Raw genomic sequence first — 20753 nt, 5'->3', positions numbered from 1 at the left:
TAATTCAACCTAAATGTATTAATGGACAAGGTGTAGAGAATGAACAATAAAAACCTGCAACAACGTCGTCTGGATGCCACCCCGCGTGGCGTGGGTGTAATGTGTGATTTTTATGCCCAGTCAGCAGAAAACAGCACAATTACCGATATCGAAGGCAATCAGTACATCGATTTTGCCGCCGGGATTGCCGTGCTGAACACCGGACACCGTCATCCTCGCCTGGTGCAGGCAGTCGAAGCGCAACTGCAGGCTTTTACCCATACGGCTTATCAGATTGTCCCGTACGAAAGCTATGTGTCTTTGGCGGAGAAAATCAACGCCGTTGCGCCAATCGACGGCAAGCGCAAAACCACATTTTTCACCACCGGGGCTGAAGCGGTCGAAAATGCGGTGAAAATTGCGCGCGCACATACCGGCCGTCCTGGCGTTATTGCTTTTGGCGGCGGTTTTCATGGGCGTACCTACATGACGATGGCGTTAACCGGCAAGGTGGCGCCGTATAAAAAAGGGTTCGGCCCGTTCCCTGGCTCCGTTTACCACGCACCGTATCCTTGCGAGTTGCAGGGGATTTCTACGGCGGACTCCATCAAAGCGATTGAGCGCCTGTTTAAAGCCGATATCGATCCCACCCAGGTCGCGGCGATTATTTTCGAACCCGTCCAGGGCGAAGGGGGCTTCGTGGTGGCGCCGCCGGAGTTTGTGGCTGCCATCCGCCGTATTTGCGACGAACATGGCATCGTGATGATCGCCGATGAGGTGCAAAGCGGGTTTGCCCGTACGGGCCAGTTATTTGCGATGGACCACTATGCTGACAAAGCTGACCTGATGACTATGGCAAAAAGCCTTGCAGGCGGTATGCCGCTGTCTGGCGTCGTGGGCAAAGCTGAAATTATGGATGCGCCTGCGCCGGGTGGTCTGGGCGGAACCTACGCCGGAAACCCGCTGTCAATTGCGGCAGCTCATGCGGTGCTGGATATTATTCGTGATGAACAGCTGTGCCAGCGTGCGGCAGCTCTTGGCGAACAATTGCGCGCCACTCTGACTGACGCGCAAGCCGGGTGTCCTGAACTGGCCGAAGTGCGCGGCTTAGGCTCTATGATCGCCGCTGAATTCTGTGATGCAGCGACGGGAGAACCCAACGCAGCCGCCGCACAACGCGTGCAGAAGAAAGCCCTTGAGCAAGGATTACTGCTGCTGACCTGTGGTCAGTATGGCAACGTTATTCGTTTCCTTTATCCGCTGACGATCCCGCAGGATCAGTTCGTCAAAGCGCTCGATATCATTAAAGCGGCAACCAAATAATCCGTTAGCCCTAGTGTTACCCACAGCCGACGGTGGTCATCACCGTCGGCTTTTTTGTCGGCATAAATTGATCTTCCTCGTGTGTCGTGCGGTATTTATCGCGAATGGGTTGCCTGTCATATCGTTATATAATTTAATACACATCGTTTTTACTCCGCTATCCAGATGGTATCCCATGTTAACTTTCCGCTCTTTTGTGCTGGTATGCGCCAGCATGTTGTTTGCGTTTTCTGCCCAGGCCGACCGTACGATCACCGACCAGCTTGGTCGTCAGGTCACGATTCCGGACCACGTCGACAAAGTGGTCGTGCTGCAACACCAGACGCTGAATATTCTGGTCCAGCTTAATGCTCAGCAGGACATTATTGGCGTGATGTCGAGCTGGAAAAAACAGCTCGGGCCTGAGTTTGCGCGCTTTATGCCGGCAATTGCCACATTGCCGACGCCGGGCGATCTCACCAGCGTGAATATCGAAAGCCTACTGGCGATTCATCCACAGGTGGTTTTTGTCGCCAACTATGCGCCTGCGGAGATGATCCAGCAGATTCAGAACGCCGGTATTCCGGTCGTGGCAATCTCATTGCGCAAGGATGCAGCCGGGCAACAGAATAAAATGAACCCGACCATGGCCGATGAAGAGCAGGTCTACAACGAAGGGTTAAAGCAGGGGATTCGCCTGATTGCGGACGTCGTGGGGCGCAAACCGCAAGCTGAGACGTTAATCGACTACGTTTTTGCGGCGCGGGCAAAATTCAATGCGCCGGTCGCAAAAATCCCGGATGCGCAAAAAGTCCGTATTTATATGGCTAACCCCGACCTGATGACTTACGGCTCCGGGAAGTACACGGGACTCATGATGCAGCACGCGGGTGGGCTAAACGTGGCGGCTGCCAGTGTAAAAGGCGCCCGTCAGGTTGCGCTGGAACAGGTATTGGCGTGGAACCCGCAGGTAATTTTTGTTCAGGATCGCTACCCGCAGGTGGTAACGGAGATCCAAAACGATCCTAACTGGCAGGGGATTGATGCGGTAAAAAATCATCGCGTCTGGTTGATGCCTGAGTACGCCAAAGCCTGGGGCTATCCGATGCCAGAAGCGTTGGCGATTGGTGAGCTGTGGATGGCCAAAAAACTGTACCCGGACGCCTACAAAGACGTGGATGTTGAGGCGCAGGCGCAAGACTACTATCAGCGTTTTTATGGTGTGAACTGGCAGCCTGATGCAGTTAAGTAAGCGCATTTTACTCCAGCAACCACTCTTAATCGCGACGGTCCTGTTGCTGGGCCTTGGTTCGTTGTGCCTCGGACAATATCCGCTGTCGTTAAGCGAAGTCTTTTATCACCTGATGCACTATAGCGACGCTGAAGGGATTGCCGGTCAGGTTATCTGGACGGTCAGGCTACCGCGAATTCTGATGGCGCTGCTGGCGGGTGGTGCGTTGGGGTTATGTGGCGCGACGCTGCAAGGGGTATTTCATAATCCGCTGGTCGACCCGCATATTATTGGCGTGACGTCCGGGGCCGCTTTTGGCGGAACGCTGGCTATTCTGCTCGGCCTGTCGCCGTGGTTGATGATGGGTTCAACGTTTTTCTTCGGTCTGACGGCGCTGGTCCTGGTGTATGCCATTGCTGCGCTGCAGGGGCTGGAGAATACGCTGGTGCTGATCCTGTCGGGTATCATTTTGAGTGGTTTTTTTGCCGCGCTGGTAAGCCTGATTCAGTATCAGGCTGATACCGAAGAAACGTTACCCAATATCGTGTTCTGGCTGCTCGGCAGCTTTGCGACGGCTAACTGGCATAAAGTTCTGCTGTTGGCGATTCCAGTCGGTATCGCTGCGACAGTTTTGTACCAGCTACGCTGGCGGATAAACCTGTTATCACTCAATGATAAAGATGCCCGTTCGCTAGGCGTCGCGGTAGTTCCTCTGCGACGCAGCGTTTTGCTGTGCTGCGCTTGTTTAGTCGCCGCTCAGGTAGCGGTCAGCGGCAGTATCGCCTGGGTTGGGTTGGTTATTCCGCATCTGGCGCGTTTGCTGGTGGGGGTTGATCATCGTCGTCTACTGCCGTGCGCCTTCTGGATGGGAGGCGGTTTTATGATTGTGGTGGATGATATTGCGCGTACCCTGATGCACGCGGAGATACCGCTTGGGATTATCACCGCATTATTCGGCGCGCCGCTGTTTGCTTTTTTACTCATCCGCTCCAGCCGCCGGGAGACATCATGAAACCTGCCGCATTGCGTGTAAACACGCTTACCTATGGATATCGCACGCCGCTATTTGAGCCGCTTACATTCAGTTGCCAGAAAGGTGAGATCTGGGCTGTGCTGGGACGTAACGGTCTGGGGAAAAGTACGCTGCTCGATACGCTAACCGGCACGCTGCCAGCTTTGGACGGTAGCATTGAAATTGACGGCGGGATCGGGATTGTGGCGCAGCATTGCCACCTGCCATTTCCTTATACGGTGAGCGACGTGGTGCTGATGGGGCGGGCACAGCACGTGAAGCTTTTTGCGCAACCCAGTCAGCAGGATCAACAAAGAGCGACCCAGGCGCTGGAGCAGTTAAATATTGCCCAGCTTGCTTCCCACTCGTTTAGCTCACTTTCCGGGGGGCAACAGCAACTGGTGATGATAGCCCGGGCGCTGGTGACGGAGTGTCAGACGCTGCTGCTTGATGAGCCGTGCTCCGCGCTGGATCTCGCCAATCAGCAGGTGGTGCTTCAGCTCATCAGCGATCTGGCCCATCTACAGGGATGCAGCATTCTTTTTTCGACCCACGATCCGCTGCATGCGTTACAAATAGCCACCCATACTTTGCTGCTGCTCCCCGAAGGAAAATGGCGGGCAGGGCCAACGGACAGCATTGTGACGGAAGAGAATCTGTTCCTGGCCTTTGGCTTACCGCTGCGAAAACTCAGTGTAGAGAACCACCCGACGCCGTTTATCGCACCGCTGTTTTCTATTCGTCGTTAAGAGGTAAAAACCCGGCGGCGGTAAGAAACGCCTGACCGCCGTTGGAGAGCATGAATTTAACCAGCGCCATCACCTCGTTGGATGCGTCGAGCACCGCCAGTTGGTATTCGCAGCGAATATTGTGCTCATCAGGGATAGCTACATAATGCACGTCGGGTTGGGCGTGCAGCGTTTTCGCGTAATGCGCGTAGCCGATAAACAGATCGGCCAGTCCCTGGCGAAGGATCCAGGCGCTCGCCAGTTCTCCAGACGGGATTTTCACCGTATCACGCCCACCAACCAGCGGGATGGCGCGCGCCCGAAGCTGTTGTCCGAGTCCTGGCTCCAGTACATCCATATTGTCGAAAAATGCCCAGGTATAGTCTCCGGAAGGGTCGCAGCCGGGCGTGGATGTACCTATTCGTAGCGTTGGGTCGCGGAGCAAATCCAGCCAGGCGCCGTTTCGGTTGCTGACCAGACTCAGTTGATTCCAGCTAAAGGTTTGCGTGAGGACAGCTTTTTGCAAAGCCAGCAGGCGTTGCGGGTGCTCCCGATTGGCTGAGGCAAAGAGCGCACACGGTTCACCGGCTTCAATACGCTCGCGTAATAAACCGGCCGGACCATATTCCACCTTCACGTCTATTCTGCTATGGCGCGAGAACTGGCTTATCAAAGGGGCAAATGCCAGGCGTAAACTGCCCGCGGCAAACAGAATAATGGAAGAGGGCATGGTATCCGATCTCTGACGAAAAAGGGTTTGCGAAGAGGATAAATGATACGCGCTGAGCATAGCGTTTAGAAGGTTTTGGCCTATCGCTTTGTGCCAGCATCATACGGAGTAATGATTAAGCTTAAGGTTACGAACAGGAGACAATAAAAAGAAATTATGAGGTGTAACGAAGGGAAATAGCACCAAATCATAGAAATAATTTGGTGCGTCCGAGTGGACTCGAACCACCGACCCCCACCATGTCAAGGTGGTGCTCTAACCAACTGAGCTACGGACGCAAGATGGTGCGTTCAATTGGACTCGAACCAACGACCCCCACCATGTCAAGGTGGTGCTCTAACCAACTGAGCTATGAACGCAACGTTGTAGGTGACAACGGGGACGAATATTAGCGGCACAGACCGAATGAGGCAAGAGGGAAATAGCATTTTTCTTCCTGAACTCACGCGATTGCAGAGTAATTAAGCAAGTTGATTATATTTTGTTGATTTTGCAGCGTGTTTTTTATTCAGACAGTGCGCAGGGGCATAATGGGGACGGTTTGAATGACAGGTGCGCTCAGACTTTAAGCGCAGCAAGGATCGCGGTTTCTATTTTCTCAGGGGTAGTGAACGGCGCAAAACGCTTGAGCGGTTTGCCGTCACGCCCGATCAGGAACTTAGTGAAATTCCACTTGATACGCCCACCCAGCAGGCCGGGTAATTCGTTTTTCAGGTAACGAAACACCGGATGCGTAGCCGCACCGTTGACTTCCACTTTCTCAAATATCGGGAAGCTCACACCGTAGTTGATGTGACAGGTTTGCGAGATGTCGTCGGCCCCGCCGGGCTCCTGATTACCGAACTGGTTGCAGGGGAAACCAAGCACCACCAGACCCTGCGCGGCGTACTTCTTGTAAAGCGCTTCGAGGCCTGCATATTGCGACGTGAAGCCACAATGGCTGGCAGTATTGACCACCAGAACCAGTTTGCCAGCGTAGTCGGCCATAGAGACGGGCTCACCATGCAGACGGGTGGCTGTAAGTTGATAAAAGGTGATCATGCCGGAATCCTCAAATAAGATCGCATTACTCATTTTATTATGGTCGCAACTGTCTGATTAATAAACTGACCGTTGAAGTGCTGGCGATTTATTATTTTGTCGGGTTATCGCTAACGTTTTTAAACGCGTCACCCTAGCGTCATCGTTAGGTGACGACTAAAAATGGGGGACGTGACGTTGTGCGCGATTCTCACTGCGACAAACACGTAACAGATATAAAAAATCCACGCCTGGCGTGGATTTAGAGAGAGTGTGAGAGCAGGGGATTAACGTTCGTGCCTTGCCATTAGCAGTGCCAGGTCGACGAGGCGATTAGAGAATCCCCATTCGTTGTCGTACCACGCCAGAATTTTGACCATATTGCCGCCAATCACCAGCGTTGACAGGCCGTCGATGATGGATGAGCGCGGGTCACCCTGGTAATCGCTTGAGACAAGCGGTTCATCGCTATAGCCGAGGATCCCTTTCAGTGGCCCTGTCGCGGCGGCGTCACGAAACGCATTATTGACCTCCTCTGCTGTAACATCCCGCTCAAGCGTTACGGTCAGGTCGACAATGGAGACCACCGGAACCGGTACGCGCAGCGAGTAACCGGTTAAGCGACCATCCAGCTCCGGGATGACTTTGCCAAGCGCCTTCGCGGCACCGCTGGAGTAGGGCACAATCGACAATGCAGCGGCGCGGGCACCACGAAGATCTTTTTCCGGCTGGTCGTGCAGCGCCTGGCTGTTGGTATAGGCGTGGGTGGTATTCATCAAACCATGCCTAATGCCGAAATGTTGGTGCAAAACCTGTGCGGCAGGTGCCAGACCGTTAGTGGTGCAGCTACCGTTGCTGACGACAAAGTGTTTATCCGCGGAGTAGAGGTGATCGTTAACGCCCATCACGATGGTTAAATCATCGTTCTTACCGGGGGCGGAGATAATCACTCGTTTTGCGCCACCGCTGTGGATATGCACCGCCGCCTTGTCACGTTCAGTGAAGAAGCCGGTTGCTTCAATGACAATATCGACTTCACGCTGACGCCATGGGATGTTGGCTGGGTCGCGTTCGCTGAACACGGTGATGGATTTACCGTTAACCACAAACTGCCCCTCGCCGGCGGTGACGTCGGCGTCGAGTTTACCAAGCAGCGAGTCGTATTTCAGCAGATGTGCCAGCGTTTTACTGTCTGTCAGATCGTTGATTGCCACGATCTGGATCTCCGGGTTACCCAGTGCAGCACGCAGTACGTTACGTCCGATACGGCCAAAACCGTTAATACCGACCTTTACCATGATGAACTCCTTATCTGTTGTCTCTGGAGTCAATTTAGGCCGGTCACGGATTGGCGTAAATGACAAATAAGGATCACTTTACGCCATTTTACGACAATGAAAGCGTTGGCGATATTCACCAGGCGTCAGGTGAAGCTGTTTTTCAAACAGCCGTCGCAGGTTAATGCTGCTGCCAAATCCTGTTTGTTCGGCGATACGCTCCAGCGTCTCGTTGGTCTGCTCCAGGCGCTGTCGTGCAGCGGCCAGACGGGCTTCGGCCACATAGCGTGCCGGTGATGCGCCCGTTTCTCGGGTAAACACGCGGGTGAAATTACGTGGGCTCATGGCTACTTTTTCCGCCAGTTTATCCACACTGAGATCGGCGGTGAGGTTCTCAAGCAGCCAGGTGAGCAGATCGTTAATCGGGCCCAGGGTGCTGGTCTGCTGAAGGTTGTAGCGGCTAAACTGGAGTTGTCCCCCGGGACGGCGCAGGTACATGACGAAATCCTGAGCGACGTCGCGCGCCAGACTGAAGCCGTAATCCTCTTCAACTAACGCTAACGTCAGGTCAAAGCCGGAACTGACACCACCTGATGTCCAGATGTGTTCGTCCTGAATATAGAGCGGACCGCTTTCGACGCGCACCTTTGGGAATTCTGCCTGCATGGTTTCCAGTAGCTTCCAGTGGGTGGTGGCTCGTCTGCCGTCCAGCAGCCCGGTTTCTGCCAGCAGCATCGCGCCGCCGCAAATGGATGCAATGCGGCGGGCGTGGGGAGCGGCAAGGCGTAGCCAGTCAACCACCGCAATCCCTTCCTGCGGGTTTTGACCTCTGCCAGTGATGATGATGGTATCGAGAGGTTCGCGAGGGTCTATCTCATGTAGGCGATGATCTGCCAGTAGATTTAGGCCGGACTGACCATGGTTCACCTGATGCGGTTGCGTTGTCGCTAACTGAACCTGGTAACACGTCTCCGTAGCGCCTTTGGGATGCAGGCGGTTGGCCTGCATCAGAATGTCGGCAATACCGGCGGACTCAAACAGCATACCGCCATCGGGAACAATAATGAGTATCTTCTTCATGTCCTGAAAAGTAATCTTTTTACACAATAAGTCAATATTACATACTCAACTGGAAAAAGCCTTACCCGTGGCGTAGCGACATTACCGCCACTGGTCGATGGTTTGATGTTGACTCAACGGCGTTGCCTGAGCATCTCCCTTGATTAAGAATAGCGTTGCATTGACCCATTAAACTCACCGCGAGGAGCTGACGCTCCGCTGCACCAAAAATGGACTTGTTCTACAAGTCACTCTCCTGACGAGGTCTTATGAAAATCAGAAGGTTTAGTAATGGAGATGAAATTTCGTTGTTCAGCGTCTTTTTATCTTCTGTACATACCCTCGCATCACACTACTACACACAGGAACAAATAGATGCGTGGGCCCCAACGGATATCGACCCGGAACAATGGGCCAATCACATGAAGGAATTACGCCCCTTTGTTGTTGAAGTGGATGGTGAAATAGCTGGATATGCAGATGTTCAGCCAAATGGGTACATTGACCATTTCTTTGTCTCGGGAACCTACCCGAGACAGGGAGTAGGGACACTACTGATGAATCGCATTCATGAAGAAGCCAGACAACGTGGAATTGGCGAACTGACTTCAAATGTCAGTAAGGCTGCGGAGGCGTTCTTTCTACGACACGGCTTTCATGTTGTGGAACGTGGGTTTCCTGCCTGTCGCGGAGTGACATTACAAAATGCACTGATGCGAAAATATTTGGTGAAAAAATAGAAGATAACTGGGCTAAAGGTCCGCGATCAGCGAGGGCGGACACTCGGCTCTCTGCCGTATGCCATGACAGAGAGCACGCCAGAAATGAATGGATAGTTCTAGTTTGCTTTGCTGTTTTGACGGGATGTGACAATCGTCATTGCTGCCGCCGCCAGAAGTAAGAAACCACTCAAGCCAAAAGTACTGCGCCATCCCAGAGTGTCGAATACCAACCCACCTGCCGTTGAACCCAGGGCAATTGATAGCTGGATCACCGCAACCATTAAGCCACCACCCGCCTCTGCATCTTCGGGTAGTGCCCGCGCTATCCATGTCCACCATCCCGTTGGCGCAGCCGTTGCTAGTAGTCCCCACAGGCTGAGCAATACGGCAACAGCCCAGATGCTGTGTCCAACCAGTAGTAACGCCCCGGCAGTTGCTGCCATAAGCAGGGGGATCATGATTAAAGTCTGATAAAAACTTGTGTTCAGGAATATTGATACGGCCAGTGTGCCGACAAAACCAGCCACGCCTATTGCGAGCAAAATCAGAGAGAGACCAGAAGGGCCTACGCGGGTTACGGTCTCAAGAAAGGGGCGCACGTAGGTAAATAAGGCAAATTGCCCCATGAAGAAGAATCCGCAGGCCAGAAGTCCCGCAGGGACAATGGTGATGCGGAACAGACGATGCATAGATCTCTGGGATTTTTGTTTTTTATCGCTTTCCATTGATGGCAGGCTGACCCACTGCCAGATGAATGCGGCTATAGCCAGGGGAACGAGGCATAAAAAAGCCCCTCGCCAGCCCACGGTCGTCCCCAGATAGCTGCCAAGCGGTGCCGCTACAACGGTAGCCAGCGCGTTCCCACCGTTAAAAATCGCCAGCGCGCGGGGAACCTGATGCTGCGGAACGAGCCGAATGGCGGTTGCAGCAGACATGGACCAGAATCCACCAATGACCACCCCAAGCAGGGCCCTCCCCAGGATATAAACCGGGTAGCTGGGTGCCAGGGCGACGACTATCCCCGATATGGCCATTAAAACCGTCAGCCCCTGCAGGAGATGTTTTCGGTTCAGATCTCCGGCAATATGGGAGATAGTCAGGCTGGTAATGACCGCCAGCGCGCCAGAGATTGCAATTCCCTGGCCAGCCAGCCCTTCGGTAATGTGTAAATCACTGGCAATAAGCGTAAGCAGGCTGACCGGCATAAACTCGGAAGCGATCACCACAAACACGCACAGCGTCATGGCAAACACGCCCCCCCAATGCGCATGCTTTTTTTCGTAATGCGGTTTTAGTCTTACTGTGGACATTATCAGATCTCTTAATATCGAATCGGCCAGGTTCAGGCGCAGTCCGGACAGACGTCATTCAGGAAATCACGTCAAAACATGGATGAAAATGATCTGCAGGCGATTTACAGCCGCCTGCAAATATCAGGCGGCTTGGGGCGGTTATCTTAGGTTGGTATTGAAAAACTGCTCAAATTTAGCAAACGGAATCTTACCCGCAATGTTGTCGTACAGATCAACATGATTTGCCCCCGGGACAATCACCAGCTCTTTCTCATTGCTGCCGATCGCCCTAAAGGCATCTTCAGCAAAATAGCGTGAATGGGCTTTTTCGCCGGTCACGATAAGCGTGGGGATAGTGACTTCATTGGCGTAGCTCAGCAGTGGCATATTCATAAATGACAGCGGCATCGTCGCATTCCAGGCCCCGGTTGAGTTGACCGAACGCGCATGGAAACCACGCGGCATGCGATAATAATCAAAGAATTCTTTCAGAACCGGATTAGGATTTGCGGGTAACGTTTCTGGCAGAATACGTTTCGACGTACTGACGTTCCCCTTTTCATCAACATAAATGTCATGCCCGCCGGGCGCGAAAGCTCCGTTCTTCGCATCTTCCCAGCGCTGTGCGTTCAGATACTGTAATACGGCGCGACGATCCGCAGTGGTATAACGGTCTTTACCATCACCTACGCCATGCCCCATCGCACGGCTCATGTCATACATCACGCTGGTCGCCACCGCTTTCACGCGGGTATCCATCGCGGCGTCGTTTAAGGCCATCCCGCCCCATCCGCAGATACCCAGTAATCCGATACGATTTCGATCAACCTCATTTTGCAGGCCAAGGAAATCAACAGCCGCGCTGAAATCCTCGGTGTTGATATCCGGAGAGGCAACGTTACGTGGATAGCCACCGCTTTCCCCCGTATATGAAGGGTCAAAAGCCAGGGTAACAAATCCCTGCTCAGCCAACGTCTGCGCATACAGACCGCTGGACTGCTCTTTCACCGCGCCGAAAGGCCCGCTGATGGCAATGGCCGCCAGTTTGCGCTCGCCGCGATCCTTTGGAATGTAGAGATCACCGACCAGGGTGATCCCGAAGCGGTTCTGAAAGGTCACTTTACGGTGATTAACTTTCGTACTTTTAGCGAAGGTTTTATCCCATGTCTCGACCAGTGAAACTGGCGCGTTCGGATTGGTTGTATTGGCATAACTCATCGTTGTAACTCCACTTAATGATGCGCAGAGCAGCATGGCTGGTATCGCGGCTGTCAGTTTTTTGGTGAAGGCAGTCATCAAAATCCCCTCATAAAACGTGATAGATACAGGTTTCATACGGACAACACTGCTGTGCTTTGTTGCAATGCGAGCATTATAGTGAGCAGTAATAGTGCTTATTAGAGGGGTAAAATTGCTAGAATTAATACCATATTGTTCTAAATAGTGATGCGATAGCGAGGGAAACGTGATGGCGAAACGGGAAAACTATAATGATTTATACCTGTTCATGCAGGTGGTGCGGGAAGGGAGTTTTACCGCTGCGGCGCAACGACTCGGCCTGGCACAATCAGGTATAAGCCGTTCCGTACGCGAACTTGAAGAAAGACTGGGCGTTCAGCTTCTGGCTCGCACTACGCGTAGGCTATCGCTCACCCATGCCGGCGAACAACTCTACCGGACTATTGAGTCAGGATTCGACGCTTTAGATATGGGGCTTGCCACGCTGGCCCATTATCGCCAGTCCCCGTCAGGTACGGTACGGATTAATGCCAGTCAGCACGCTATTGATAAACTGCTCCTGCCAAAGCTTGCGGTGTTTAAGCAACGCTACCCTGACATCCGGCTGGAACTCATTAGCGAAAGTCGGTTTGTCGATATTATTGCGGAAAGATTCGATGCCGGTGTACGTCTCGGACCGGAAGTTGGCGGTGGCATGATAGCGGTCCGTATTTCCCCCGACATGGAGATGGCCATTGTTGGTACGCCAGAACACTTTCGCCGCTATGGCTTTCCACAAGTCCCGGCAGATTTGGCGGTTCATCCCTGCATCGCTTATCAATTTGGCGATGGAAGCCTCTATACATGGGAGCTTCAACAGGATGGTAAAAAAATAACTCATCAGCCGCAGGGACAATGGGCTTTTGCTGACAGTTATATGGAAGCCAAAGCCGCCAGACTGGGGCTGGGGCTGGCTTATGTTCCGGAAGAACTGGTGTCCGATGATTTAGAAGAGGGTTCGCTCATCAGAGTTTTACAACGCTACAGTCAACGCCTGGAAGGCTCATTTCTCTATTATCCGCACCGCAATGTGTCTCCCGCTCTGCGAGCAGTTATCGATACACTGAGAATTTATGAATGAAGGCCAGGCTGCACACGTGTCAGGGTAACGGGTCTGAGCGAGGTGCGGGCCTTATATACACATCCCCATTAACTTGAGTATGCTCCTCTGTGAATTTGTTTCGAAAATGATGTCGCTGATGTGTTTCATTCCCTGCTTTTTATAGAATTTTTGAGCACGTTCATTTTGTTCAAGAACCTCCAGCCATAAATATTTTTTCCCCTGACTTCGGGCAAGATCTATGACTTTATTAAACATTAGTTGACCGTAATGCTGATTTGTTTTGGTTGGGGCAAGGTAGAGTTTATTAAGTAAAACACCGCTGATGTCTGTATTCGGGACAGTTGCTTGCCATGTCAGCTTCACAAAACCAATCGGCTGCTCGATTTCAACTATATACCAGCTAATGTTTTTATCATTAATACTCTGCTCAATAACAGGAAGTGAATATTCACCCTCCAAATAATTATCAAATTCTGATTCTGACTTCCACATATGCTTAAAGTGCGCAGTATAGAAGCGGTAGCCAAGCTCATTTAGTAATCCCGAATCGGCTGATGTTGCTTGTCGTATGATTAAAGACATGGGAGAGGCCCTTACTTTATGAGAGAAAAGTGATATTAAATTTGTAATATATACGGCCTGTTAAGTCTACATGTCCGTTGTGACAGTCTTACCCTCAAACTTTGAATACGCAATCTAAGGTCTGAAGTTGGTGGAGCTCGACCATTAAGTTATTTTTTATCGATGTTAGCTTCTGGCTCGAAGCAGACAGGCCAACTGATTGCCTGGTCTGCTTTGAGCGAAAATGAAAAGACATCTTCCGAACTTGCGGCTGTTCATTCAGGATTTTACAAACAAGCTCATTATTCCCACTGCCAGGGCGCTATAGAAAAGCAACTGATATAGATTCGTCGGCACGTCTGTCCATTTTCTAACGATGCCCAGCGCGACCACGACCAGCGCAGCCGGGTAAATGGCGCACAGCACGGGAACCGCCATTGCGGTGAGGGAATTCAATCCCAGCACGGCAAGTGCTGCTGACACCATCAGGGAGAGCGTCACCAGCAGCCCATAAGACGCACCGGTCGTCTGGTTGAAATAGCGCGCTGTTCCGGTCGTCAGACCAATGGCCGTGACCAGACAGGCGAGGGTAATGATCGCCGCCAACAACACCCGGCCATAAACGCCAAAAACAGTCTCGACATAGGCGCTCATCACCTGCATACCGTTCGTTGCGCCCCGCACCGGGCTGTGGGACCCCATCGACAGATAGCAGATATAAATCACGGTCAGACCTGCAGCGGCGATAAAGGCTGCGGCGGTGGAATGGGTGAAGATGCCCCGCGGATGGTGGATCCCGCGCTGCTTAAGCGTGTGGGTGATAATGGCGCCAAAGCACAGCGCACTGATCACATCCAGGGTCTGATAACCGTTGACAAACCCTGTATCGAATGCGCGAGTTTGATACGCGGTTGTGGCGGTCGTGAGGTCACCAATCGGATGTAACCAGGCACATATGCCGATAAAAATCAGGGCACTAATTTTAATGGGCGAAAGGAAGAAACCGACGATTTCCAGCAGTTTTCCGGGTTTAGCCAGCGTCGCGCCAGCAAGGCCAAAGAACGCGGCGGAAAATATAATCTTCTGCATCAGGGAACTAGCTGCGCCATCGGTGATGACCTCGTAGCTAATCGTCGCGGTGCGTGGCGTACCAAATAAAACCCCCAGCGTTAAAAAGCAAATGCCAATAAAAATCAGGCTCGGCCATTTGCCTAAGGGTTTCGTTAATTCCGCGATATCTCCGCCATTAATGGCAAGGGAAATAATCGCCAGCGCCGGGAACAGAACCGCTGTGATGATAAAGCCAAAGCCTGCATTAAAGGCGTTTGCGCCCGCCTGCATGCCGACCAGCGGCGGGAATATAATATTGCCTGCACCCAAAAAAAGCGCAAGTGTCATCCCGCCAAGAGCCATTGTCTCTGGCAATGAAAGTCTGGTGTTTGCTGTCATTATTAACTCTTATTTTATATAAACATCATGCTTTGGAAGGCGTGGTCATTATATGCCTGGTTACCGTTCCGGTCATACATCGTCATTACAACTGGAATATTCCTTCGATGGTCATACGAGCGAAGCCATGCAATTCCACGCGCCCGTCATCCCGAACTACACAGCGCAACGCCCCTTTACGCTTCCCGCCTTGTTGAGCGGTCAGGACATTTTTACCCGTACGCGCCGCCCAGAACGGGGCGAGGAAAGTGTGTGCCGACCCGGTGACTGGATCTTCGTTCACGCCGACCTGCGGACCGAACCAACGGGACACAAAATCAAACTGGTTATCAGCGGCGGTTACGATCACGCCGCGGGTGTCGAATACCGCCAGCTTGTTGAAGTCAGGATTAAGCCCGTCGATGATGGTTTTGTCATCGACCAGTACAATCAGATCGTCCGATTTCCACACCCCGATAGCACCGTCGGTAATGCCAAGGGCCGCCAGCAGTCCATCAGGAGTATCAATCTTTATGGCCGATTTAGCCGGGAAGTCCATGCAGAGTTCGTCCCCATTCTTACTCACCGTCAACAGGCCGCTGCGGGTGTGGAAGCTGATAGTTTCTTGTTGGTAGCCAAGCTTGTTGAACAGCACCCAGGATGCAGCGAGAGTGGCATGACCGCACAAATCCACTTCAACCGCAGGCGTGCACCAGCGCAGGTGATAACCCTCCTCGAACGGCACAAAAAACGCGGTTTCAGAAAGATTATTCTCCGTGGCGATGGCTTGCAGAACAGCGTCAGGCAGCCACACAGTTAACGGACAAACGCCCGCCGGGTTGCCGCCAAAAGGTTGAGAGGTGAAAGCATCAACCTGATAAAAAGGAATTACTGTGGTGTCAGACTTTGTCATTTAATTTATCCAGATAGTTGTAAACGGTGTATCGGGTGACGCCCAGCGCTTTAGCAACATGATTAACGCTGCCTTTAATCTTGAAAAAGCCCTGAGCATGTATTTCAGAAATAACCCGTTTTCTGAAATCAATTTTATTTTCTGAACCCGTGGGTCTGAATTTCGAAATAACGTCATCCAGAGATTTATCCTGAATATCACCTAGCGGATTTTCCGGCGTTTCAGCCGCGGCGGCCGGATGGAGTAAATAGTCCAGGTCGCGTTTGAGTTTTGATACCACATCCATATCGACGTTAATGCAAAAAGCCACTAACGGCACGCCGTCCTTGCTGTAATAAATCGTTGATGCGCTATTCAACGTGGTGCCAGAGAGAGTGGTGGTGGTATATCCACTAAATACCTGACTGGGAACACGCTGCGAAGCATCCAGTAAACCTAAGAATCCCGTGTCATTTTCCGGGCCGGACAACAGTGCATCACCGACTTTCCTGCCGCTGACGTGTCCATTAATGATGTTTATCACGGACGATTCGGGGCGGGTAAGGTCATGCAGAACCGCTTCTGTGTTTAAGGGAAGCGTGGTTCTCAATGCCTCAAGCGAAGCCGTCAAAATAGTGATTAAACGTTCACGTTCGTCTTTCATTTTGCTCTCTCCATCAGACAACGGCCTGGACTTCTATTTCGACGTCTAAATCAAATGCAAGGTGACTGGTGACGACGCTCCTTGCGGGGAAACCTTCCGGGAAGAACGCGCTGTAAGCAACATTGAATTCGCTAAAGTGCTCCATGCTGCTTAACCAAACCTGGACTTTCACAATGTGGTTCAGCGTCGTATGCGCCCGCGCCAGAGTTTCCCGGATGGCGTGCATGATATGCCGGGTCTGCTGGGTGACAGATCCATACAACGGTTCACCTTCGGGGCCCATGGCGACATGGCCTGAAAGAAAAACAAACCCGTTCACCTGCACGGCGTCTGAAAAGGGAAAAGGCTTGGTCGTGGGGTAGCGTACGATAGACATGTGTCAGATTTGCCCTAAAGAAAGTGTAGTGGCACGGTAGCATGACTTTATTTTAAATTAAACAAAATTATTATTTTAAACATTTGTTGATTTTGTGGTTTTCATGCATCGCCACTAGCTGAGCATCGACAGATGCTTTGTTGACGGGATGGGACATGCTCTGAACCGCGTTTAAGTTCTGTAAGGACAAGCTCGTCTGTTTCTGGTACTGAACGGATAAGCTAACTGAGCGAATGTCCGTTGTGGGCGAGGAGCGGAAGTTAGTCTCGTAAGCACAAAAGCAGTCTGTCGGAAGCTCTATAAAAGTGAATGATTCGTTTTGCAGGGATACTTACACCGCCAGTTAGTTTGAAAATGGTGCAATTTCTCAACACAGGGTTTACCCAGATGGCTATGTCACCACCTCCTATTTTTGAAGGCAACGACTATTACAGCGTCTCTGAAGAATTTTTTAGCAAATTACCAGCTGATCTAAGAGCGCCTTTTGAACAAATAATGAAGAAAGGGGCGGAGATTATTAGCGGTTGCGATAAAGAGATTGAAAGTCTGATTAGACTTATAAAGGTAATACCTACTACAACAAGCCTTAGTTACATTTATCGTCGGCTTCGTACGACCAAGTTTGAAATCACTACTGAATCGATGATGGAACAGGAGATGTTAACAACCGCTTTTGTGGTCAGCTACGCACGTTTGTTCGCCAAAAACAATGGCACTTGCGTTCTCCAGCGGAATGATCTCCCTGTCCACCTACGGGCTGTTCATGATGAGCTGTATAAAATTCGCAACGAACGTTATGCTCATAACGGAGGTCATAACCCCCTACAGCGGCCTCGTCGGCTTACTGGTTTTAGCGCTATTACCTTCTATAACCTCTCTTTTGCGGTAGATAACTATTGCAGGGATCGTTTGGATGAGCAACATGCGTATAATATGGCTTGCCATCACAAAACTCGCATTCGCGTTAAGCGCCAGTGCCGCAAAGGACATTGATTCCACGCTCCCGGGAACCCAGGAGAGCATCAATACATAAAATGGATAATCCAGAAGATGCGCCGCTGTAAATGCCATCATGACCGTCACACCCAGTCCAATAGCAATGAGCTGTATTGAAGACCAAAGATGACGCAAAAATGCAGTCAACGTAAACGCAATAAAATGATGCCCCAGTAATATGCCCATCAGGATCATACTGAACTGATTGAAAATATCGGGAAAAAACACAGTCTGAGATGACAAAGGGTGCAGGAGTGCTGCACAAAGCAACGACGTGATCATAAAGGGCGCAGGAAAGTGGAAGCGTTCAAGGCATTTGCCCAACACATAGCCCGCAAAGACAATACCCAATAGCCAGAGCAGCACATTAGTCGTTGCAAACAATACAGGCGGCATGGCCATATGGGTTTGCGCACCGCCGGTAATATATCCGGCAAATAAGGTCAATGTGATGAGCCGTAGCGAGTGCGAAATGATAATGTTTTGCGGCGGCGTTTTAACATGGGACGCTAGCGCTAATACCGCTGCCATTGCCCCCGGAACGGCGCCCAATAACGCCTCTTCCTTACTCCAGCGTAATCGGTGAATACACCACAAGTAGCATGCGGTGAATTGCAGGGATAAGCATACTAATAACAACACCAGTAAAAATGCGATATTTCCTTGCGCCCCAAAAGAAAAATCGCGAAATAAAAGACCAATTGACGTACCAAGAGAGAGTTGAATCACCGTCAGGCTGCCCGGCAGTACTGGCACAGAAAGACCGGTACGTTTTAACACCAGCACGGTAATAAGGGGGCCAAACATCATACCTAACGGAACGTTGCAATAGGTAAAACCCAACCCAGCCAGGATACAAAGAGCAAAACCTAACAATAATTTCATACACCTTTCTCCTGGCTACCGGGAGTGTTAAATACTCAGTGAACGGTTTCGTTAACCCAAAGGGTATTTTCAGCAACCCATTGGGTCAATGCATCAAGACGTTCGTGTATTTCCCGGCTGGACTCCGCTTGAACAATAGCACTCACGATCTCGCCATTTGTTAATTTCATCGCGTCATATTGGCGGCCGACGACACCTGTTGCCCGATATTTAACCACAAAAGGCAATGGACATTTTTCCGCAATAGAGAGGAGCGTGCCCTGTGCAGGCGGCACATTTAATTGGCCAACCCGTAAAACGGGTTGTCTTTGCGATAAATCCTGCGGATAGATTTCGCATAAACTGGCTTTAAGCCAGGTCATTCGAGGATCAAGACCAAAAGCGGCCCCTAATTCTTCATTGACAAAGCAGCCACCTAATCGGCAAGCAAGCTCGCCAAAAATAATGTTGTTATCTTTATCAACAAAAACTTCAAGGTGAAGCAATGCGTTTTCTTCCGTTGGAAAAACCTCTTCAGCAAGATATTTGGTGTAGGCAATCAGTTTACGATGCAGCGGCGTGTCATCTTCCATAACCAGACCTAATGTTTTCCCGGATAGAAAATCCAGGCAGGAGACGGTTGCACGAGATGCAGAAACAAATATTGCCTTTCCTTTTAAATACAACGCATTAATTTGATAAGCTTCGCCTTCGATAAATTTTTCAATGAGCAGATTGTGATACTCTGGCGGCTTAACCTGCGCCAGATATTTATAAAGCTGGCCTTCATTTTTAAGAACCACCACGCCCTGTGATCCACGCCCATCATTAGGTTTGATGACGCAGGGATATCCCTGTTCGGCAATGAATCGCGCCATCGCAGTCGCACTGTCGACGCGTGCCATAGCAGGAACCGCTAACTGATGAGACTGAACAAGCGATTTCATCATAAATTTATCACGGAAGAACATGGCCTTTTTTTCACGGTCGTGTGTCAAACCCAGACGATCGCTGATTCGCGCGGCCCTCAGAACATCGATTTCGGCGAGGTAAAAGATACCCGTTGCTTTATTGTCTTGGGCGTAGTGGTAAATATCCATTTCCACGAAGGGATTATCATTAAAGTTTTCATAAAAAAGGAAAGAAAAACCTGCCCCCATATGATCAAGAATATTATCGATCTGGCTTGCGCACGTTGCAATCAGAACCGGGGCCACTGATTGCAATGACTGCCACTCTTCACGTGAGTGCTGAAAAATAATTTTTGGTGGACACAGCAAGATATTCATTGTTTTTCTCATTCAATATCAAATGTAATGACAAATACATCCCGATAACCTTTTCCTGGCAACAAAGGAACCACTGCCGCGGTATAATGCTGATAATTCACATCATTGAATATTACTGCATCGCCCGCATGCAGTTTGAACGTAGAGGCATCATTGCCCCCATCATGATTAGGAATAAGCGTGGTTTCTCCACCAGTCACATTCTCAATTTCGCTGCAATAGATTGCAATGTACTTAAAACCATCTTTATGAATACCCTCTGGAGCGGGATATCCAGGCCTTCGGTCATCTGTCGTTATTCTTATTTGATGAATGCCAATATTGTAAGTCGTGTCTGGAAGCAATGGCAAAAGCTTACGAAACACCAGATTCATCACTTCTTCAGCAACGTCTTGTTTTATTTCTGGGTATTTTCTTGCAATGCCACCAGCGTAATTGTTCAGTTTTTCCGCTTGAAAAAACTCACCCACTGCGCACAGATCAAAATACTTTTCACGTCCGGCCCTGGCCTGCATGTAACTTCTGAACCGAAAAATACCATCTTCAGCCTTAAGCCATGGATCGGGTAGTAATTCATCAAAACTATTTTTGACTTTCGCTGAAGTCTTCCCCAGTCGAATATGATGATAGGCGTGCATAGATAACGTCCTTAATACGGTAGTTTGAGCAGTCTACTTATAAGATATGAAATGCATATCCAACAATAAATAATATTGCAGACTCTTTTATACTGATAATCTATGGGCAAAAGTAAGGAGGCAGGCTCCTTACTTTTTAAATAACTCTACTTGCTTTTTTTACGTAACTCCGTCACTGGCACGCCACCAATTCCCCAGTTATCAGTCTCCACTTCATCAATGACCACGATGGTTGTGCTGGGGTTTTTATTAAGGACATCAACCAATAGTTGTGTCACTCCCTCCATTAATTTTTTCTTTTGCTGATCGGTAGCACCTTCATTAGTAATTTTAATATTTACGTAGGGCATAT

At 50.6% G+C, this 20753-nt stretch carries 21 protein-coding genes and 2 tRNA genes; 6 read left to right on the top strand and 17 right to left on the bottom strand.

The features are described from left to right. Nucleotides 1-39: 39 nt before the first annotated feature. The 4 genes from puuE to HV314_RS13995 all read left to right on the top strand — a co-directional run bounded on the left by puuE (nucleotide 40) and on the right by HV314_RS13995 (nucleotide 4273). Nucleotides 40-1302 (top strand): 4-aminobutyrate transaminase, encoded by a 1263-nt coding sequence (puuE, locus tag HV314_RS14010; protein ID WP_016156390.1) that lies wholly within the window; start codon nucleotides 40-42, stop codon nucleotides 1300-1302. A 175-nt stretch (nucleotides 1303-1477) separates the two neighbouring features. Continuing rightward, a complete protein-coding gene (locus tag HV314_RS14005; RefSeq protein ID WP_094761228.1) occupies nucleotides 1478-2533 on the top strand; it encodes an ABC transporter substrate-binding protein in 1056 nt (351 codons plus the stop codon). Continuing rightward, a complete protein-coding gene (locus HV314_RS14000; RefSeq protein ID WP_094761227.1) occupies nucleotides 2520-3524 on the top strand; it encodes a FecCD family ABC transporter permease in 1005 nt (334 codons plus the stop codon). The genes HV314_RS14005 and HV314_RS14000 overlap by 14 nt, the downstream gene beginning before the upstream one ends. Continuing rightward, complete coding sequence (locus HV314_RS13995) at nucleotides 3521-4273, top strand: ABC transporter ATP-binding protein (RefSeq protein WP_181545880.1); 753 nt, start codon at nucleotides 3521-3523, stop codon at nucleotides 4271-4273. The genes HV314_RS14000 and HV314_RS13995 overlap by 4 nt, the downstream gene beginning before the upstream one ends. Here the strand turns inward: HV314_RS13995 and HV314_RS13990 are convergent. From HV314_RS13990 to HV314_RS13965, 6 genes are all read right to left on the bottom strand, one after another. Continuing rightward, nucleotides 4260-4982, bottom strand: coding sequence for a substrate-binding domain-containing protein (locus HV314_RS13990; RefSeq protein WP_181545878.1), 723 nt, complete (start codon nucleotides 4980-4982; stop codon nucleotides 4260-4262). The two genes, HV314_RS13995 and HV314_RS13990, sit on opposite strands and share 14 nt — an antisense overlap. Before the next feature lie 201 nt (nucleotides 4983-5183). Next, a tRNA-Val gene (locus HV314_RS13985) sits at nucleotides 5184-5260 on the bottom strand. Nucleotides 5261-5264: 4 nt separating this feature from the next. After that, nucleotides 5265-5341, bottom strand: a tRNA-Val gene (locus HV314_RS13980). Between the two features lie 199 nt (nucleotides 5342-5540). Next, on the bottom strand, nucleotides 5541-6023 hold the full coding sequence (locus tag HV314_RS13975) for a glutathione peroxidase (RefSeq protein ID WP_181545876.1): 483 nt from the start codon (nucleotides 6021-6023) through the stop codon (nucleotides 5541-5543). Nucleotides 6024-6289: 266 nt separating this feature from the next. Further along, nucleotides 6290-7300, bottom strand: a complete 1011-nt coding sequence (gene gap, locus HV314_RS13970) for a type I glyceraldehyde-3-phosphate dehydrogenase (RefSeq protein WP_181545874.1) — start codon at nucleotides 7298-7300, stop codon at nucleotides 6290-6292. A gap of 78 nt (nucleotides 7301-7378) precedes the next feature. Then, nucleotides 7379-8359 carry a GlxA family transcriptional regulator gene (locus tag HV314_RS13965; protein WP_181545872.1) on the bottom strand — a complete coding sequence of 327 codons (981 nt, stop codon included), beginning with the start codon at nucleotides 8357-8359 and terminating at the stop codon, nucleotides 7379-7381. A gap of 248 nt (nucleotides 8360-8607) precedes the next feature. Here HV314_RS13965 and HV314_RS13960 point away from each other — a divergent pair, with 248 nt between their 5' ends. After that, entirely contained in the window at nucleotides 8608-9078 is a 471-nt protein-coding gene (locus tag HV314_RS13960; RefSeq protein WP_019076706.1) for a GNAT family N-acetyltransferase, read from the top strand. 98 nt (nucleotides 9079-9176) lie between these two features. Here HV314_RS13960 and HV314_RS13955 read toward each other — a convergent pair whose 3' ends face one another. Together HV314_RS13955 and HV314_RS13950 are read right to left on the bottom strand one after the other, a co-directional pair. Beyond that, nucleotides 9177-10370 carry an MFS transporter gene (locus HV314_RS13955; protein WP_047358850.1) on the bottom strand — a complete coding sequence of 398 codons (1194 nt, stop codon included), beginning with the start codon at nucleotides 10368-10370 and terminating at the stop codon, nucleotides 9177-9179. A 141-nt stretch (nucleotides 10371-10511) separates the two neighbouring features. After that, entirely contained in the window at nucleotides 10512-11648 is a 1137-nt protein-coding gene (locus HV314_RS13950) for an alpha/beta hydrolase (RefSeq protein WP_181545870.1), read from the bottom strand. Between the two features lie 172 nt (nucleotides 11649-11820). On the opposite strand from HV314_RS13950, the gene HV314_RS13945 reads away from it, so the two are divergent. Continuing rightward, the gene (locus HV314_RS13945; RefSeq protein ID WP_016152950.1) at nucleotides 11821-12711 is read left to right on the top strand and encodes a LysR family transcriptional regulator; all 891 of its coding nucleotides are present in this window, start codon (nucleotides 11821-11823) and stop codon (nucleotides 12709-12711) included. Between the two features lie 51 nt (nucleotides 12712-12762). Here HV314_RS13945 and HV314_RS13940 read toward each other — a convergent pair whose 3' ends face one another. The 9 genes from HV314_RS13940 to HV314_RS13900 all read right to left on the bottom strand — a co-directional run bounded on the left by HV314_RS13940 (nucleotide 12763) and on the right by HV314_RS13900 (nucleotide 20751). Continuing rightward, nucleotides 12763-13275, bottom strand: coding sequence for a GNAT family N-acetyltransferase (locus HV314_RS13940; RefSeq protein ID WP_181545868.1), 513 nt, complete (start codon nucleotides 13273-13275; stop codon nucleotides 12763-12765). A 258-nt stretch (nucleotides 13276-13533) separates the two neighbouring features. Beyond that, nucleotides 13534-14703 (bottom strand): branched-chain amino acid transport system II carrier protein, encoded by a 1170-nt coding sequence (brnQ, locus tag HV314_RS13935; protein ID WP_181545865.1) that lies wholly within the window; start codon nucleotides 14701-14703, stop codon nucleotides 13534-13536. An 85-nt stretch (nucleotides 14704-14788) separates the two neighbouring features. Then, nucleotides 14789-15595, bottom strand: coding sequence for a PhzF family phenazine biosynthesis protein (locus HV314_RS13930; protein ID WP_181545863.1), 807 nt, complete (start codon nucleotides 15593-15595; stop codon nucleotides 14789-14791). After that, complete coding sequence (locus HV314_RS13925) at nucleotides 15582-16238, bottom strand: helix-turn-helix transcriptional regulator (protein ID WP_181545861.1); 657 nt, start codon at nucleotides 16236-16238, stop codon at nucleotides 15582-15584. The genes HV314_RS13930 and HV314_RS13925 overlap by 14 nt, the downstream gene beginning before the upstream one ends. Before the next feature lie 13 nt (nucleotides 16239-16251). Further along, nucleotides 16252-16614 carry a RidA family protein gene (locus HV314_RS13920; protein ID WP_181545859.1) on the bottom strand — a complete coding sequence of 121 codons (363 nt, stop codon included), beginning with the start codon at nucleotides 16612-16614 and terminating at the stop codon, nucleotides 16252-16254. Between the two features lie 822 nt (nucleotides 16615-17436). After that, on the bottom strand, nucleotides 17437-18495 hold the full coding sequence (locus HV314_RS13915; RefSeq protein WP_181545857.1) for an AbrB family transcriptional regulator: 1059 nt from the start codon (nucleotides 18493-18495) through the stop codon (nucleotides 17437-17439). A gap of 35 nt (nucleotides 18496-18530) precedes the next feature. Next, the gene (locus tag HV314_RS13910) at nucleotides 18531-19763 is read right to left on the bottom strand and encodes an ATP-grasp domain-containing protein (protein ID WP_075849150.1); all 1233 of its coding nucleotides are present in this window, start codon (nucleotides 19761-19763) and stop codon (nucleotides 18531-18533) included. 8 nt (nucleotides 19764-19771) lie between these two features. Next, nucleotides 19772-20401 (bottom strand): 2OG-Fe dioxygenase family protein, encoded by a 630-nt coding sequence (locus HV314_RS13905; RefSeq protein ID WP_016156404.1) that lies wholly within the window; start codon nucleotides 20399-20401, stop codon nucleotides 19772-19774. A gap of 146 nt (nucleotides 20402-20547) precedes the next feature. Then, complete coding sequence (locus HV314_RS13900) at nucleotides 20548-20751, bottom strand: tautomerase family protein (protein ID WP_016152960.1); 204 nt, start codon at nucleotides 20749-20751, stop codon at nucleotides 20548-20550. Nucleotides 20752-20753 lie beyond the last annotated feature (2 nt).

This window comes from Citrobacter sp. RHBSTW-00887 (assembly GCF_013728095.1).
In the GTDB taxonomy this organism is placed as follows: Bacteria; Pseudomonadota; Gammaproteobacteria; order Enterobacterales; family Enterobacteriaceae; genus Citrobacter; species Citrobacter braakii.
Note: the sequence above shows the minus strand (reverse complement) of the source record. Positions and strands in the feature narration are given on the sequence as shown.

Excerpts from the sequence above, each read along its gene's own strand:
- HV314_RS13945 (WP_016152950.1), top strand. The coding sequence starts at position 11,821 with ATGGCGAAACGGGAAAACTATAATGATTTATACCTGTTCATGCAGGTG.
- HV314_RS13955 (WP_047358850.1), bottom strand. The coding sequence starts at position 10,370 with ATGTCCACAGTAAGACTAAAACCGCATTACGAAAAAAAGCATGCGCAT.
- HV314_RS13925 (WP_181545861.1), bottom strand. The coding sequence starts at position 16,238 with ATGAAAGACGAACGTGAACGTTTAATCACTATTTTGACGGCTTCGCTT.
- HV314_RS13950 (WP_181545870.1), bottom strand. The coding sequence starts at position 11,648 with ATGACTGCCTTCACCAAAAAACTGACAGCCGCGATACCAGCCATGCTG.
- HV314_RS13900 (WP_016152960.1), bottom strand. The coding sequence starts at position 20,751 with ATGCCCTACGTAAATATTAAAATTACTAATGAAGGTGCTACCGATCAG.
- brnQ (WP_181545865.1), bottom strand. The coding sequence starts at position 14,703 with ATGACAGCAAACACCAGACTTTCATTGCCAGAGACAATGGCTCTTGGC.
- HV314_RS13910 (WP_075849150.1), bottom strand. The coding sequence starts at position 19,763 with ATGAATATCTTGCTGTGTCCACCAAAAATTATTTTTCAGCACTCACGT.
- HV314_RS13960 (WP_019076706.1), top strand. The coding sequence starts at position 8,608 with ATGAAAATCAGAAGGTTTAGTAATGGAGATGAAATTTCGTTGTTCAGC.
- HV314_RS13995 (WP_181545880.1), top strand. The coding sequence starts at position 3,521 with ATGAAACCTGCCGCATTGCGTGTAAACACGCTTACCTATGGATATCGC.
- HV314_RS13920 (WP_181545859.1), bottom strand. The coding sequence starts at position 16,614 with ATGTCTATCGTACGCTACCCCACGACCAAGCCTTTTCCCTTTTCAGAC.
- HV314_RS14000 (WP_094761227.1), top strand. The coding sequence starts at position 2,520 with ATGCAGTTAAGTAAGCGCATTTTACTCCAGCAACCACTCTTAATCGCG.
- HV314_RS14005 (WP_094761228.1), top strand. The coding sequence starts at position 1,478 with ATGTTAACTTTCCGCTCTTTTGTGCTGGTATGCGCCAGCATGTTGTTT.
- HV314_RS13930 (WP_181545863.1), bottom strand. The coding sequence starts at position 15,595 with ATGACAAAGTCTGACACCACAGTAATTCCTTTTTATCAGGTTGATGCT.
- HV314_RS13990 (WP_181545878.1), bottom strand. The coding sequence starts at position 4,982 with ATGCCCTCTTCCATTATTCTGTTTGCCGCGGGCAGTTTACGCCTGGCA.
- HV314_RS13965 (WP_181545872.1), bottom strand. The coding sequence starts at position 8,359 with ATGAAGAAGATACTCATTATTGTTCCCGATGGCGGTATGCTGTTTGAG.
- gap (WP_181545874.1), bottom strand. The coding sequence starts at position 7,300 with ATGGTAAAGGTCGGTATTAACGGTTTTGGCCGTATCGGACGTAACGTA.
- HV314_RS13940 (WP_181545868.1), bottom strand. The coding sequence starts at position 13,275 with ATGTCTTTAATCATACGACAAGCAACATCAGCCGATTCGGGATTACTA.
- HV314_RS13905 (WP_016156404.1), bottom strand. The coding sequence starts at position 20,401 with ATGCACGCCTATCATCATATTCGACTGGGGAAGACTTCAGCGAAAGTC.
- HV314_RS13915 (WP_181545857.1), bottom strand. The coding sequence starts at position 18,495 with ATGAAATTATTGTTAGGTTTTGCTCTTTGTATCCTGGCTGGGTTGGGT.
- HV314_RS13975 (WP_181545876.1), bottom strand. The coding sequence starts at position 6,023 with ATGATCACCTTTTATCAACTTACAGCCACCCGTCTGCATGGTGAGCCC.
- puuE (WP_016156390.1), top strand. The coding sequence starts at position 40 with ATGAACAATAAAAACCTGCAACAACGTCGTCTGGATGCCACCCCGCGT.